Source organism: Pseudomonas sp. SDT291_1_S447, assembly GCF_054070155.1.
In genome coordinates this window covers 32,501-45,835 of the sequence record NZ_JBSVXS010000039.1, presented here as the reverse complement: position 1 = coordinate 45,835, position 13,335 = coordinate 32,501, and the positions used below count along the sequence as shown (strand labels likewise).

At 59.8% G+C, this 13,335-nt stretch carries 16 protein-coding genes; 7 read left to right on the top strand and 9 right to left on the bottom strand.

The features are described from left to right. Positions 1-82: 82 nt before the first annotated feature. A complete protein-coding gene (locus ACW9IR_RS14915) occupies positions 83-523 on the bottom strand; it encodes a carboxymuconolactone decarboxylase family protein (protein WP_102902342.1) in 441 nt (146 codons plus the stop codon). Positions 524-709: 186 nt separating this feature from the next. Here ACW9IR_RS14915 and ACW9IR_RS14910 point away from each other — a divergent pair, with 186 nt between their 5' ends. Next, entirely contained in the window at positions 710-1,009 is a 300-nt protein-coding gene (locus ACW9IR_RS14910; protein WP_110720605.1) for a hypothetical protein, read from the top strand. A gap of 224 nt (positions 1,010-1,233) precedes the next feature. Here the strand turns inward: ACW9IR_RS14910 and ACW9IR_RS14905 are convergent, their stop codons facing one another. The 3 genes from ACW9IR_RS14905 to ACW9IR_RS14895 form a co-directional block, all read right to left on the bottom strand. Beyond that, entirely contained in the window at positions 1,234-2,802 is a 1,569-nt protein-coding gene (locus ACW9IR_RS14905; RefSeq protein ID WP_457463912.1) for a sensor domain-containing diguanylate cyclase, read from the bottom strand. A 177-nt stretch (positions 2,803-2,979) separates the two neighbouring features. Further along, entirely contained in the window at positions 2,980-3,753 is a 774-nt protein-coding gene (locus tag ACW9IR_RS14900) for an aldolase (protein ID WP_457463910.1), read from the bottom strand. 15 nt (positions 3,754-3,768) lie between these two features. Continuing rightward, positions 3,769-4,473, bottom strand: coding sequence for a haloacid dehalogenase type II (locus tag ACW9IR_RS14895; RefSeq protein ID WP_457463908.1), 705 nt, complete (start codon positions 4,471-4,473; stop codon positions 3,769-3,771). A gap of 109 nt (positions 4,474-4,582) precedes the next feature. Between ACW9IR_RS14895 and ACW9IR_RS14890 the strand changes: the two genes are divergently transcribed. Beyond that, positions 4,583-5,440 (top strand): LysR substrate-binding domain-containing protein, encoded by an 858-nt coding sequence (locus ACW9IR_RS14890; RefSeq protein ID WP_110720601.1) that lies wholly within the window; start codon positions 4,583-4,585, stop codon positions 5,438-5,440. 17 nt (positions 5,441-5,457) lie between these two features. Here ACW9IR_RS14890 and ACW9IR_RS14885 read toward each other — a convergent pair whose 3' ends face one another. The 4 genes from ACW9IR_RS14885 to ACW9IR_RS14870 form a co-directional block, all read right to left on the bottom strand. Continuing rightward, on the bottom strand, positions 5,458-5,973 hold the full coding sequence (locus tag ACW9IR_RS14885) for a hypothetical protein (protein ID WP_457463905.1): 516 nt from the start codon (positions 5,971-5,973) through the stop codon (positions 5,458-5,460). Positions 5,974-5,983: 10 nt separating this feature from the next. Then, positions 5,984-6,712: an alpha/beta hydrolase gene (locus tag ACW9IR_RS14880; protein WP_457463904.1), complete on the bottom strand. Its 729-nt coding sequence runs from the start codon at positions 6,710-6,712 to the stop codon at positions 5,984-5,986. A gap of 3 nt (positions 6,713-6,715) precedes the next feature. Then, on the bottom strand, positions 6,716-7,213 hold the full coding sequence (locus ACW9IR_RS14875) for a PAAR domain-containing protein (protein ID WP_150811783.1): 498 nt from the start codon (positions 7,211-7,213) through the stop codon (positions 6,716-6,718). 135 nt (positions 7,214-7,348) lie between these two features. Then, positions 7,349-8,014, bottom strand: a complete 666-nt coding sequence (locus tag ACW9IR_RS14870; RefSeq protein WP_110720599.1) for a ribonuclease T2 — start codon at positions 8,012-8,014, stop codon at positions 7,349-7,351. A gap of 165 nt (positions 8,015-8,179) precedes the next feature. On the opposite strand from ACW9IR_RS14870, the gene ACW9IR_RS14865 reads away from it, so the two are divergent. After that, positions 8,180-8,650 carry a hypothetical protein gene (locus tag ACW9IR_RS14865; protein WP_110720598.1) on the top strand — a complete coding sequence of 157 codons (471 nt, stop codon included), beginning with the start codon at positions 8,180-8,182 and terminating at the stop codon, positions 8,648-8,650. A gap of 6 nt (positions 8,651-8,656) precedes the next feature. Here the strand turns inward: ACW9IR_RS14865 and ACW9IR_RS14860 are convergent, their stop codons facing one another. Further along, positions 8,657-9,511 (bottom strand): LysR family transcriptional regulator, encoded by an 855-nt coding sequence (locus ACW9IR_RS14860; protein ID WP_457463901.1) that lies wholly within the window; start codon positions 9,509-9,511, stop codon positions 8,657-8,659. A 102-nt stretch (positions 9,512-9,613) separates the two neighbouring features. On the opposite strand from ACW9IR_RS14860, the gene ACW9IR_RS14855 reads away from it, so the two are divergent. The 4 genes from ACW9IR_RS14855 to copC are packed head-to-tail and all read left to right on the top strand — an operon-like array spanning position 9,614 to position 13,332. Continuing rightward, a complete protein-coding gene (locus tag ACW9IR_RS14855) occupies positions 9,614-10,294 on the top strand; it encodes an FMN-dependent NADH-azoreductase (protein WP_457463899.1) in 681 nt (226 codons plus the stop codon). Between the two features lie 53 nt (positions 10,295-10,347). After that, positions 10,348-12,045, top strand: a complete 1,698-nt coding sequence (locus tag ACW9IR_RS14850) for a copper resistance system multicopper oxidase (RefSeq protein WP_457463896.1) — start codon at positions 10,348-10,350, stop codon at positions 12,043-12,045. Between the two features lie 11 nt (positions 12,046-12,056). Next, positions 12,057-12,926, top strand: coding sequence for a copper resistance protein B (locus ACW9IR_RS14845; RefSeq protein WP_110720636.1), 870 nt, complete (start codon positions 12,057-12,059; stop codon positions 12,924-12,926). A gap of 31 nt (positions 12,927-12,957) precedes the next feature. After that, positions 12,958-13,332 (top strand): copper homeostasis periplasmic binding protein CopC, encoded by a 375-nt coding sequence (gene copC / locus ACW9IR_RS14840; protein WP_457463894.1) that lies wholly within the window; start codon positions 12,958-12,960, stop codon positions 13,330-13,332. The last annotated feature ends 3 nt before the right edge of the window (positions 13,333-13,335 follow it).

Genomic DNA, 13,335 nt, shown 5'->3' with positions numbered 1-13,335 from the left:
TGCGATCTTTTGATCTTGTCTTTGAAAAGAAAAGTAAAAAGATCGCAGCCTTCGGCAGCTCCTACAGGGGATTGTGGGCAGCTTAAGCTTGTGGGGTTTTGCGGAAACCTACGGCCAGACGGTTCCAGCTGTTGATGGTGTTGATCGCCACGCTCAGGTCGACCATTTCTTTCGGCGTAAACTGCGCCGCGACTACTTCGTAATCTTCGTCCGGGGCGTGGGTCAGGCTCAGTTGCGTCAACGATTCAGTCCACAGCAGCGCGGCGCGTTCACGGTCGCTGAAAAACGGCGCTTCACGCCAGGCGGTCACCGCGAACAGCCGACGCGGGGTTTCGCCGCCCTTGATCGCATCGGTGGTGTGCATGTCGATGCAGAACGCGCAGCCGTTGATCTGCGAAGCACGCAGTTTGACCAGTTCGATCAGGTTTTTTTCCAGCGGCAATTTGGACACCGCGGTTTCCAGCGCGATCATCGCTTTCAGAGCGTCTGGGGAAGCGGTATAGAAATCGGTACGAGGTTTCATGGTGGCTCCGGGCAACAAGTGAATGTGTGGCTACGTTAGTCCTCGCACCCGGCTCGGCAAATAGCCAATATTCCAGAAGATCAGGAGGCCACTGGGTGCAAGGGCTGACCGCTCGTCAGCCAACCGGCACCAAGGGTCCTGCGCGTCTGACCAATATCAGGTACATCCCCTTTCTGGAGACGGATCATGATCACGCGCAAACTCACTTCGTTGTTACTGGCCGGGCTGCTGGCCAGCGCCTCGGCCGCCAGCTTCGCCGCCAACGATGGCGCTGACGCCACCGGCACCAAATCCGGCGCTACGAGCGGTTCGACCATGCCACCGGATAACACGCCGGGCGCGCCTTCGGGCGGTAATGGCTCCGACGGTGCCGGTTCCGGTACCGGCACCAACGGCGGCGCCAGCGGTTCGGGTTCGGGGGCTGGCGGCGGCACCGGTTCGGCCGGCGGCGGGACTGGCGGTGCGGGCGGTGGCACGGGCGGCTGAACGAACAAGAGCCACCCGTGGTGAAAACCCTCGGCGGTATGGGTATTCACATAACCTTGGCTTGATGACAATCACTGTGGGAGCTGGCTTGCCAGCGATAGCGTCAGCACAGTCAACATCTTCCTTGACTGACCGACCGTTATCGCTGGCAAGCCAGCTCCCACAAGTTCCTGCGACAATCACACAATCCCCTCTCACCCACAGGGTTTGTGCCAGGCTCTGGGTTAGCGATCGGAGCGCATCAATTCGGCCAAACCGCCGTCCAGCGACAGCACCGCCGCGCGATTGCGTCCGGCATTTTTTGCCTGATACAGCGCCGCATCGGCACGCTGGATAAACACTTCCGGACTGTCATTGCCGCTCGGAATAAACGAATAACAACCCAGACTCACCGTCAGATACCCGGTCGGCGAGCCGCTGTGGATGATGTGCTTGTCAATCACACTGCGGCGGATCTGTCCGGCAATCGCCAGCGCGCCGTTGATGTCAGTGTCCGGCAATAACACCGCAAACTCTTCACCTCCGTAGCGTACCGCCAGATCCGACTTGCGTTGGCAGCACGTCTGCAGCACTTGGGCGACCTGAGTCAGACAATGATCCCCGGCGACATGACCGTAGGCATCGTTATAGCGCTTGAAGAAATCGATATCGAGCATGATCAGGCTGACCGGGCTGACCTGCCGCGCGCCACGGGCGAATTCGATCTCCAGCGAGCGCTCGAACAGACGTCGATTGGCCAGCCCGGTCAGGCTGTCGTGGGTCGCAATCTGCTCCAGTGTGCGCTGGGCCTTGCGCAGATTTTTCTCGATCCGTTCGCCGTCACGCACCTGGTGAATGAACACCCAGCCAAACAGGCCGACGCCAAGGATCACCAGGGCGACAATCACACTCGACTGGAATGCGCGGGCGTACCAACCCTCGAGAATAGTGTCGCGCGACGTCGCCGCCGACACCACCAACGGATACGCCGCCAAGCGCCGATAGCCGTACAAACGCACAACGCCATCGACCACCGAATCGATCATCGCGGTGCCGGCCGTGGCTTCGGGCAGCAACGTGCGATAAATCCGCCCTTGCGCCAGCGACGTGCCGATCTGGTTTTCAACGAACGGACGGCGGGCGAGCAAGGTGCCGTCGCTCAGACCGAGAAACATGATGCCTTGGTCATCGAGGCTGAAACTTTCGAAGAAACGATCGAAGTACGACATCTTGATCCCGGCCAGCAGCACACCCTGAAAATTGCCGGCGTGATCATTGACGCGCTTGGAAATCGGGATGATCCACTCGCCGTTCTCCCGGCTGCGGATCGCCGGGCCGATGTGCGCCACTGTCGAGGCATTCTGCTGGTGGAATTTGAAGTACTCGCGGTCGGCCACGCCATTGCCACGGGGCAGATCGGCAAACGAGGTAATCACCCATTGGCCTTCGCGATCGAACAGGAACACCCCGTGCAACTGATCGAGTTGCTGCACCCGTCGGGCAAAAGTTCTCTGCAAACGCGGTTTCTGCGCGGCGCCGTAGCCGTCGTCCTGAATCCAGTCGACCAGGCTGGTCATCACCAGATCGGCGGCGAGGAATGTGTCCTCGGCCTGCTGCGCCATGGCCCGGGTCAGGTTGCTCGAAGCCACCTCCGCTACCGCCAGATCCTGCCGTCGCGACTGCTCCAGTTGCAGGTACAGCAAACCGGACAGGCACAGACTCACTGCAACGATAAACAGCACCGCGGCTTTGCGTAACGGCAGGCGTTTAAGCGCGCCGGGGGCCTGTTGCGGGTCGTGAATAGGGATAGGCAAAAGCAAGTCCTGGGCAGGTACGACAAGGGCGCCAGCGGGAAAACCCTTATGTTTGTGAGCGTAGCCCACCGGAATCTACGGGGCAAACACCCCGGTCCCGCCCAGGTATATCGGCGCGCAACGAGTTTGGATGATCGCTGTTCGCAGATTTATTTTCGATTGCCTCTTTCGGGTTAGTCAGTTGTGAAGGGCCAGGCGCCGCATCGCACTGTGCAGATGCGCGCGCGCACTTTGTGGATCACCTTCGCGCATCTGCTCATAGGCTCTTTGCGCAATGGCATGAGGCACAGGCTTCAGTTCCCGTTGCGTGGCCATCGCCAGCAATTGCACCTGCGCGGCGCGCTCCAGGTAATAGAGGTCGTCCCAGGCTTCGGCGATGGTCGGCGCGGTAACGATCACGCCGTGATTTTTCAGGAACAGAATGTCGGCATCGCCCATGACACTGGCGATACGGTCGCCTTCGCACGCGTCCAGCGCCAGACCGTTGTAATCCTCGTCTACCGCCGTGCGCCCATAGAACTTCAGCGCGGTCTGCCCCAGCCACAACAGCGGCGGCCCTTGCAGCAGGCACAGCGCCGTGGCGTGAGGCATGTGGGTGTGGAAGGCGACTTTCACTCGCGGCAGTTGCTTGTGCAGGCGCGCATGAATGTAAAACGCCGTGGCTTCCGGCTGGCCTTCACCTTCAACCACATTACCGTCGAAGTCGCAGACCAGCAGATTCTGCGCAGTCACTTCGGCAAACGCATAACCGTAGGGATTGACCAGAAACAGATCGTCATGCCCCGGCACCATCGCCGAAAAATGATTGCAGATGCCCTCCTCCAGGCCATGCAGCGCGGCCAGTTGAAAGCACGCCGCCAGTTCGCTGCGCGCGGTGATGATCGCTTCCGTGTCGAGGTTCAGCGCCGTCGGACGTGAGGCCCGCGCACTGGCGGTCAGGGTGTGAGCCATGACGATTCTCCGTGATTACCAACCGAGGGATTTGAACAGCGGCAACACTTGATCGAGGCGGTTGAGGATCGCGTCGGGGCGATAGTCCGGCAGCAACTGGCGACCGGTGCCGCGATCGATCCACACACAGCGAAAACCCATGTCCCGCGCCGCCGTGTGGTCGAGCATGGGACTGGCGCAGATGTGCACCACCTCTGCGCGGCTGACGCCCAACTGCTCATGAGCGTAGTCGAACAGTCGCGGCGCCGGCTTGTAGGCACCGGCCTGTTGCGCGGTGATCACCCGATCGATATAGCCGCCGAGTTGCGCGACGTTGCCGGCAATGATTTCGTCGTCGGTGTTGGAGACGATGCACAGTTTGAAACCCATGGTTTTCAATTCACGCAGGGTCTCGATCACCTCGGCAAACGGCGGCATTTTCGGGATCGCGGCGGCCAGACGCTGGCTGTCTTCGGGCAGGCTGGGCAGGCCCAACTCTTCCAGGGCCAATTGCAGGCCGAGGGTGCTGAGCTCGCGGAATGATCGGTGCGGCGGCGTTTGTTCGAGGCGATGTTCATGGCGATCATAGACTTCGATCAGCTGCCCGACGTCGACCTGATGCTCGCCCTTCTCGCTGAGAATTTCGCCGACAACGGCTTCGAGGCCTTCGTCCCATTGAATCAACGTGCCGTAGCAATCGAAGGTCAGCCACTGCGGGCGCGGGGTGTGGATTAGTGTCATTGGTCGAATCCTCTGTCGTGAGGCCTTCAGCTTATGAGCGCTCGGTGATAGTGTGAAATTAAATAAATAGCCGATTGTCAGTTGAAAACCCACTATCGAGAGCACCGCCATGCTGGACCTGGAATTGCTGAAAACCTTTGTCTGCGTGGTCGACGAAGGCAGCTTCACCCGCGCCGCCGAGCGCGTACACCGGACCCAGTCGACGGTCAGCCAGCAGGTGCGCAAACTCGAAGACCTCGTTGGCCACGCCCTGCTGCTGCGCGACCGTACCGGACTGAATGTCGCCGTCACCGAGCACGGCGAACTGCTGATCCACTACGCCCGCCGTTTGCTCGCGCTGTCCGCCGAAGCCACTGAAGCCTTGGCCAGCGACCTCGATCTGGAAATCCTGCGTATCGGCATGCCGGAAGACTTCGACGCGCGGCGCATGGCGCTGATTCTCGCCGGCTTCACCCGCAGCCATCCGCGAGCACGGCTGGAAACCCTCAGCGGCATGAGCCTCGATCTGCGCCAGCGTCTGGATGCCGGCGACATCGACATCGCCCTGATCAAACGCGAACCCGATAGTGGCCCGGCGTGGGCGACCTGGCCGGAGCGGCTGGTGTGGGTCAAAGGTGCGGAGTTTGATTCGTCCACTGGCGTGCTGCCCTTGGCGTTGTTTCCGCAAGGCTGCCTGTATCGGCAGCGCGCCATTCGTTTACTCGATGTTACCCAGCGACCGTGGCGGGTGGCGTTTGGCAGCCACAGCCTGACCGGGATTCAAGCAGCGGTGGCCTCAGGGTTGGGAGTGTCGGTGCTGCCGGTGTCGGCGGTGTTGCCTGAGCATCAGGTGTGTACGGATTTGCCGGAACTGGCGCCGACGGAATTGGCGTTGGTTAGTCGTGATGGGGTTTTGAGCGGTTTGCAGCGTGGGTTGGTGGAGTTCTTGCGTGGGGAGTTGGGGGTGGATGCGGGGGGATTTGCTTGAAATCCCCCTTACTTCTGTTATCGGGGTTTGTTGATTTCCCGCAGCAGGTCCGCGACAGGAATGTTCATGGTGTTTGAGTAGTAGGGTTTGTAGCCGTAGGCGGTGACGACGACTTTGCAGGGGATTTGTTGTTTACCAGACAGAAGGCCATTCAACTCCTGTACGGAGAGATCCTCGCGCGAAGTACCGTTGTTTTGGGTCTGCCGCAGAAAAGCACTCGTCATGTAGTTGAATTTACCGCCTGCATGACTGGCCTCATCCACCTCAATCAGTCCATACGCCGAGTATCTGAATCGGTTAGTGATGGAAAAGTTCTGATCATCCCCCAGCGCACACTCGAGCATCGTCGATGCTGCGCCCACCCCCAAACCTCTCCCGAACAAATCCAGGAGATTTACATCAGAGTCATAATGAATTTTGTAGAGCAGACCAATACTTGACCTTTCTATTGACAGAAAGTCGAGATTCGCTGGGGGCACTGAGTGGTCTTTGGCACATGACGAACACAATATGGCCAGCAGAAGAACAGACATTCTTTTCATTTCAGCGATTGCCTTTGCGAATGGCTTCGAACATGAGATCGCTCGCCGATTTTCCTTCAGCAACAGGACGGGTAAACATCGCTGGAGCATTAGCATGGTTTGTGTCCATGGTTACATTAACGTCAGGCCCACACAGTACTTCCCATTTCTCACCAAAATCCGCCACCGAGTCGGATTGGTCAGGCTTGGAGGGCATAGCTTTAATATTTATCCAAAAGTCAGCCACCGGAGTCGGTTGATCGCCATAAATATCGGATCCCAGCCACACCAAAGCACCTTCACCTACTGGGTCGAGTGTGACCAGCATGTTAATCCTGTAGCCCCACTCAGACATGACGCTGGTCAAATGCGCGCCGTTCCATCCCCCCAAGCTGTGCCCCACAATGTAGATAGGGCATGATTTGTAGGGAATTATGTTCAGAACATTTTTCTGGATATCTTTCTTTCCCCGCACCTCGTTATACCCAAGCCATTGAGATTTGTACTTTCCTAGCTTGGTCAGGTCCAGATTGCGATTATCAAAACCGGTCATTGCCTCGTTAACGTTGCCAAATGGTCCGGAAAAGTAATAACTCTCTTTGTCGCCAGCCCCACCAACAAATAGAACAATCGCCTTGGTACTCTCCACCGGCACAGGCTTGTCACTGACATCCTTCTTGTCCGTCAGCGCATGTTCCTTTTGCAGCTTGTAATTGTTGCCCTTCGCGCACGTTACCGTTTCAGCAGTCATGCCTCACTCCTCCAAAAACAACTTGATGGTTTCGGGCAGATGCGAGCTGACTTGGTGAGTAAATCCGTTGGCGTCAGACACTCCATGTTCCAGACGTCCGTCAGCGCGCTGAATAACGTAAGGATGATCAGGCATGGGCTCACCGGTCACGTCATTGACCAGTTTCAACCGGTCAGTGAAATGCACCGGCATCGGCAACAAGCCACTGAAGGGAGCCGATGTCACTGTGTCACCGATGATGACCGTGCCTGAACCGCCGATGACGACATTGCCGTGACCACCGGTGCTGTCCAGTGTCGCGGCGTTCAAACCATTGATGAACACCGTCGACGCAACAGCACCGGTAATCGGGCTGCCGCAGGCGGATTTGTCAGTCATCCGCGCAGCCGCCAAGCCGTCGAAATTCACATTCGGGGAGCCACTGACAATGGGATTGGTGCCATGTCCCGGCAATGGGCAGGCGGTTGGATCGGTGACGCGGGCGGCGGGTTTTCCGCTCATGAACAGCTCCTTGCAATGTAACGAGGTCATCCTTTCGGGGGCGCAAGCATGCGGGAGTTCGCCGGGTACTTCAAACCTTCAGACCAAAAAAGGCGCCCGATCGGGCGCCTTTTTGATACGTGGAAACCGCTCAGCTTAGCGCGACGGCGGCACCCGGATATCCCCAGCGCGGCACTGGGTTTTCACGCCCTTGCCACAGGCGCCGAACTGCAAATCCTTGCCCATGCACACGCGCACTTCCGACAGTTCCGGGCCGCTGCAAATGACCGCGATGCCATCCGCCGGAATCCCCGGGTTGGCCTTGCGGAACAGGTCAGCAATTTCCTGAGCTTCGAAGTAATAGGAACTGCTGAACGGTTGCAGTTCATCGGGGATTTTCACCGCCGCCACGGCTTTGTCCGCTTCATCCAGATAACCCATCGCGCCGAGGCCGCTGCAGGTGCCGTGCTTGGCCCATTCGTGGTCGAGCAGTTTTTTGGTCGGGAACAGCGTCAGGCCCTGGCTGGTTTGCGCCGCATTCAGCGTGGTCAGCGGCGGGCAGGATTCCGGCCAGCCGCCCTTGGCGTATTGCGGCCACAAACCGTGCAGCACGAAGCCGTAGCCCTTGCCCGTGCACTGCGCGTCATCTTTGTGCGTCAAACAAAAGGTCGGCGACCAGGACAACGCCAGCAGGTAGTAATCGAACACCCCCGCCACCGATTCCGCCTGGGCCTTGCTCGACTGCGATTGGCGCGCCGAACTCAAACCGATGCTACCGGCCGTCAGCGCAATCACTGCCAAAATTGTAAACAGCTTTTTCATCTACCCGCTCCTTGGGACGCCTGCGTCCGTGGTTTTCAATCCTGACCCGACTTGGCCAGCGCTGATTTCGACACGCTTGTGTTGCAAGCGCATGACGCAAGGCAACGCCGTACGCCGTTGAAAGGTCTACGATTAACAGGCAGACATCAAACCAAGGGATCCGAAATGAGTAAAGCAGACGAACTCGCCGCCAAACTCAAGCAAACCCGGCACACCCACGCGGATGCCGCGCTGGAGATCGATTGCTGGCCGGCGCAGGTGTACGACTTGTACCACCGCATCGAGGCGTGGTTGCAGCCGGTCACCGAAGTCGGCCTGAAGATTCGCCGCAATCCGACCCACGTTTGCGAAACCTCACCCGATGGTGAGCCTCACGATTACGCCATCGACCAACTGGTGATCGAGGCCAATGATCGAAGCCTGACATTTGATCCCATTGCGCGGTTTACCGAGGATGGCGCCGGGCGAGTGCAGATCATCCCGTCAGCCACGGACACCTACCTGCTGCGCACCGTGGATGAGCACGGTGAAAGCCATTGGTGGGTGCAGTCGATTGAAACAGGCCAGCAGCTGGATGCCATCGCACTGACCGAAAACAATCTGTTGCTGGCGGTGCAGGAAGGCCTCGGCCTCTAACCCCGATTACTGCCGCCGCGCCGAGCAAAACTCGACGATCACCTGCGATAGCGCATCGATCATCTGCGGATCAGCGTGAGGCGCGACAAACAAGCGGAACTGCGCATCCGGCAAATCCGGCAAGCCCTGTTCCGCGCCCAGCGCTGCCAACCCCTGCCCCACCTGACTCGCCGGCATCGGCGCCACGGCAAATCCTGACTGCGCCGCCGCACGTAACCCGGCGGTGCTCGAGCACAGCATCGCGGTGCGCTGGGAAATGCCCGCCTGAGCCAAACACGTCAGCGCCGCCTCACGATACGGACACGGTTCGGGAAACAGCGCCAGCGGCAATGGCGTCGGCAGTTTAATCACGGGTTGCGCGGCCCACGCCCACACCAGCGGTTCTTGCCACAGCAAACGCCCCAACGCGCCGGTTTCGCACAGCGAGCCGATGACCATCTCCAGATCCCCCTGCTGCATCTGGCCCAGCAGTGTCCCCGGAATGTTCACCTGCACATCGATCTGCATACCGGGATGCTGCGCCGCGCAATCCTGCAACGCACGCAACAACCGCGCCTCGACAAAATCCTCGGAAACGCCAATCCGCACCCGTCCCTGAAACAGCGTGCGCGTGAGCTGCGCCCAGGCATCGCGGTTCAACGCCAGAATCGTCCGCGCATAGGCGATCAGGCGTTCGCCGTCGGCGGTGAGTTGCTGAGAACGAGTGGTGCGTTTGAGCAGCGGCTTGCCGATTTGTTCTTCGAGTCGGCGCAGATGACCGCTGACCGCTGATTGCGTCAGATGCAGTTTTTCTGCGGCACGACTGAAGCCGTCCTCATCGACAACGGTGACAAAGGTCTTGAGCAACAGGGCGTCAAACATAGTGAGATACGTGATCAATGGTCAATTTATTCACGATTTATAGTTTGAAGCGCGTTATGTTGCAATGCCTCGCACTCACTCCAACGACTGCCGAGGCTTCACGTGACCACCCTTCTGCACATCGAATGCTCACCGCGCAAACAACGCTCTGCCTCACTGCAAGTGGCCCGCAGCTTCATCGACCGTTATCTGCAGCATCATCCGCAGACTCACGTTGAAACCCTGGATCTGTGGGGCATGCCGCTGCCGGAGTTCGGCGAGGAGGCGATGAACGCCAAGTACGCCGGCCTCAGCGGTACGCAGCTGACACCCGCCCAACAATCGGCGTGGGATGAACTCAAGCACCTCGCCGCCTACCTGCATCGCGCCGACCTGATTGTGCTGTCGGTGCCGCTGTGGAATTTCAGCATCCCGTACAAGCTCAAGCATTTCATCGATCTGGTGTCGCAAAAGGACATCCTCTTCAGCTTCGACCCAGAGCACGGTCTGCAAGGCCTGCTGAGAAACAAAATCGCCGTGGGCGCCTATGCCTGCGGAATGGATTTCTCGGCGCAATCGGCCACGCCCGCCGAACGCTTCGATTTTCAGAAACCCTACGTGGCCGCGTGGCTCGAGTTTATCGGCATCAGCGATGTGCATGAGTTGAGCGTCGAGAAGACCATTCTCGGCGAAGACATTGATCGTGAGTCGCGGCTCGCGGCGTCACAACAGGCGCGGGATCTGGCCGATCATCTCGCTGCAACTGAAGCTGACAAAACTGTAATCCCCGCCTCAGCCAACTGAAAGCTGGCGCTGGTTAGCCTCCCCGTCATGAGTCAAACGGGGATTTCCAGCGCATGCCTTCCAACCCATCACGACGCACATTCGTCAAAGGCCTCGCCGCCGGCAGCCTGCTCGGTGGCCTCGGCCTGTGGCGCGCGCCGGTCTGGGCGCTGAATGCGCCCGGTCAATTGCATGAACTGAGCGGCAGCGACTTCGAACTGTTCATCGGCGAAACCCCGGTCAACTTCACCGGCAGCCCACGCACGGCGATGACCATCAACGGCAGCCTGCCCGGCCCGCTGCTGCGCTGGCGCGAAGGCGACACGGTGACGCTGCGGGTGCGCAACCGGCTCAGCGCCAGCACCTCGATTCACTGGCACGGCATTCTGCTGCCGGCGAACATGGACGGCGTACCCGGCCTGAGTTTTCACGGCATCGAACCGGGTGGCGTGTACGTCTATCAATTCAAGGTGCGGCAGAACGGCACCTACTGGTATCACAGCCATTCCGGCTTGCAGGAACAGGCCGGCGTCTACGGGCCGCTGGTGATCGACGCCAGGGAACCGGAGCCGTTCCAGTACGACCGCGAGTTCGTGGTGATGCTCAGCGACTGGAGCGACGAAGACCCGACCAGCCTGATGAAAACCCTGAAAAAACAGTCCGACTACTACAACTTCGACAAACGCACCGTTGGCGATTTCATCAACGACGTCAGCGAAAAAGGCTGGGGCGCCACCGTTGCCGATCGCAAGATGTGGGCAGAAATGAACATGAATCCCACCGACATTGCCGACGTCAGCGGCGCCACTTACACCTTCCTCATGAATGGCCACGCGCCAGATAACAACTGGACCGGCCTGTTTCGCCCAGGGGAAAAACTGCGTCTGCGCCTGATCAATGGCTCGGCGATGACCTACTTCGACGTGCGCATTCCCGGGTTGAAAATGACCGTGGTCGCGGCGGACGGCTTGCACGTCAAACCGGTCAGCGTCGATGAACTGCGCATCGCCGTGGCCGAGACTTACGACGTCATCGTCGAGCCTGACGCCGAGGCGTACACCCTGTTTGCCCAGACCATGGATCGTACCGGTTTTGCCCGAGGCACCCTCGCCACTCGCGCCGGGTTATCTGCGCCCGTACCGGGTCTGGCCCCGCGCCCACTGGTGACCATGGACGATATGGGCATGGGCGGCATGGATCACGGTTCAATGGACATGAGCACCATGGATCACTCGGCGATGGGCCCGATGCAATCCCATCCCGACAGCGAAAAAGACAATCCTCTGGTGGACATGCAAGCCATGACCACCGCGCCAAAACTCAACGACCCCGGCCTCGGTCTGCGCAACAACGGCCGTCGCGTGCTCACCTACGCCGACCTGCGCAGCACCTTCGAAGACCCGGATGGCCGCGACCCGAGCCGCACGGTCGAACTGCACCTGACCGGCCATATGGAAAAATTCGCCTGGTCGTTCAACGGCATCAAATTCTCCGACGCCGAAGCTTTGCGCCTGAAGTACGGCGAGCGCATTCGCCTGGTGCTGGTCAACGACACGATGATGACCCACCCGATTCACCTGCACGGCATGTGGAGCGATCTGGAAGACGAAAACGGCGACTTCCAGGTGCGCAAACACACCATCGACATGCCACCCGGCACACGCCGCACCTACCGCGTCACCGCCGATGCACTCGGTCGCTGGGCCTATCACTGCCACCTGCTGTACCACATGGAAATGGGCATGTTCCGCGAAGTGCGGGTGGAAGAATGAAGGGGCCGCTGATGACTCGACTCACCGCGTTTTCCTTGCTGCTGGTCGGCAGCTCAGCAATGGCCGTCGGCGACATGCCGGGCATGGACCACAGCCAGATGTCCGGCATGGATCATTCCGCGATGCAAAATATGGACGACGGCATGATGCAGCCCGCCGCGCCGACCGAAAGCCGCACGCCGATCCCGCCACTGACCGACGCCGACCGCGCCGCCGTGTTCACCAGCCCCGGCGGCCATCAAGTCCACGACAGCGCGATCAACACGTACTTCCTCGCCGACAAACTCGAATGGCAGGACGCCGACGACGGCAGCGCGCTGGCTTGGGATCTGTCCGGCTGGATCGGTGGCGACATCGATCGCCTGTGGCTGCGCTCCGAAGGTGAACGCAGCAACGGCAAGACCGAAGACGCCGAGATTCAAGCGTTGTGGGGCCATGCGATTTCGCCGTGGTGGGACGTGGTCAGCGGCGTGCGTCAGGACTTCAAACCCGGCGCGCCGCAGACTTGGGCCGCGTTCGGTGTGCAGGGCATGGCGCTGTACAACTTCGAGGCCGAGGCCACTGCGTTTATCGGTGAAGGTGGTCAGAGCGCGCTGCGGTTCGAAGGTGACTACGACATCCTGCTGACCAATCGCCTGATCCTGCAGCCCACCGCTGAACTCAACGTCTACGGCAAAAACGATGCGCAACGCGGTATCGGTTCCGGGCTTTCCAACAGCGAAGTCGGACTGCGTTTGCGCTATGAAATCCGCCGCGAATTTGCGCCTTACATCGGCGTGACGTGGAACCGCACCTACGGCAACACCGCCGATTACGCCCGCGAAGAAGGCGAGGATCGCAGCGAAGCGCGCCTCGTCCTCGGCGTGCGGCTGTGGTTCTGAATCCCCTAAAAAAACAACCCGGAGCTCTTGCATGCGCACCTTGAAAATCACCCTTGTACTCGCCAGCGGCTTGCTCCTGAGCAGCCTCGCCCAAGCCCACCCGAAACTGCTGTCGTCGAGCCCGGCCGAAGGTGCCGACGGCGCCGCGCCCGGCAAGATCGAACTGCATTTTTCCGAGAACCTGCTGACCCAATTCTCCGGCGCCAAACTGGTGATGACCGAAATGCCCGGCATGGCCCATTCGCCGATGCCGATGAAAGCCAAAGTCAGCGCCGGCAGCGACCCGAAAAGCATGCTGATCACCCCGCTCGCGCCGCTACCCGCCGGCACCTACCAAGTCCAATGGCGCGCGGTGTCTTCCGACACGCACCCGATCACCGGCAACGTCACCTTCAAAGTGAAGTAAGCG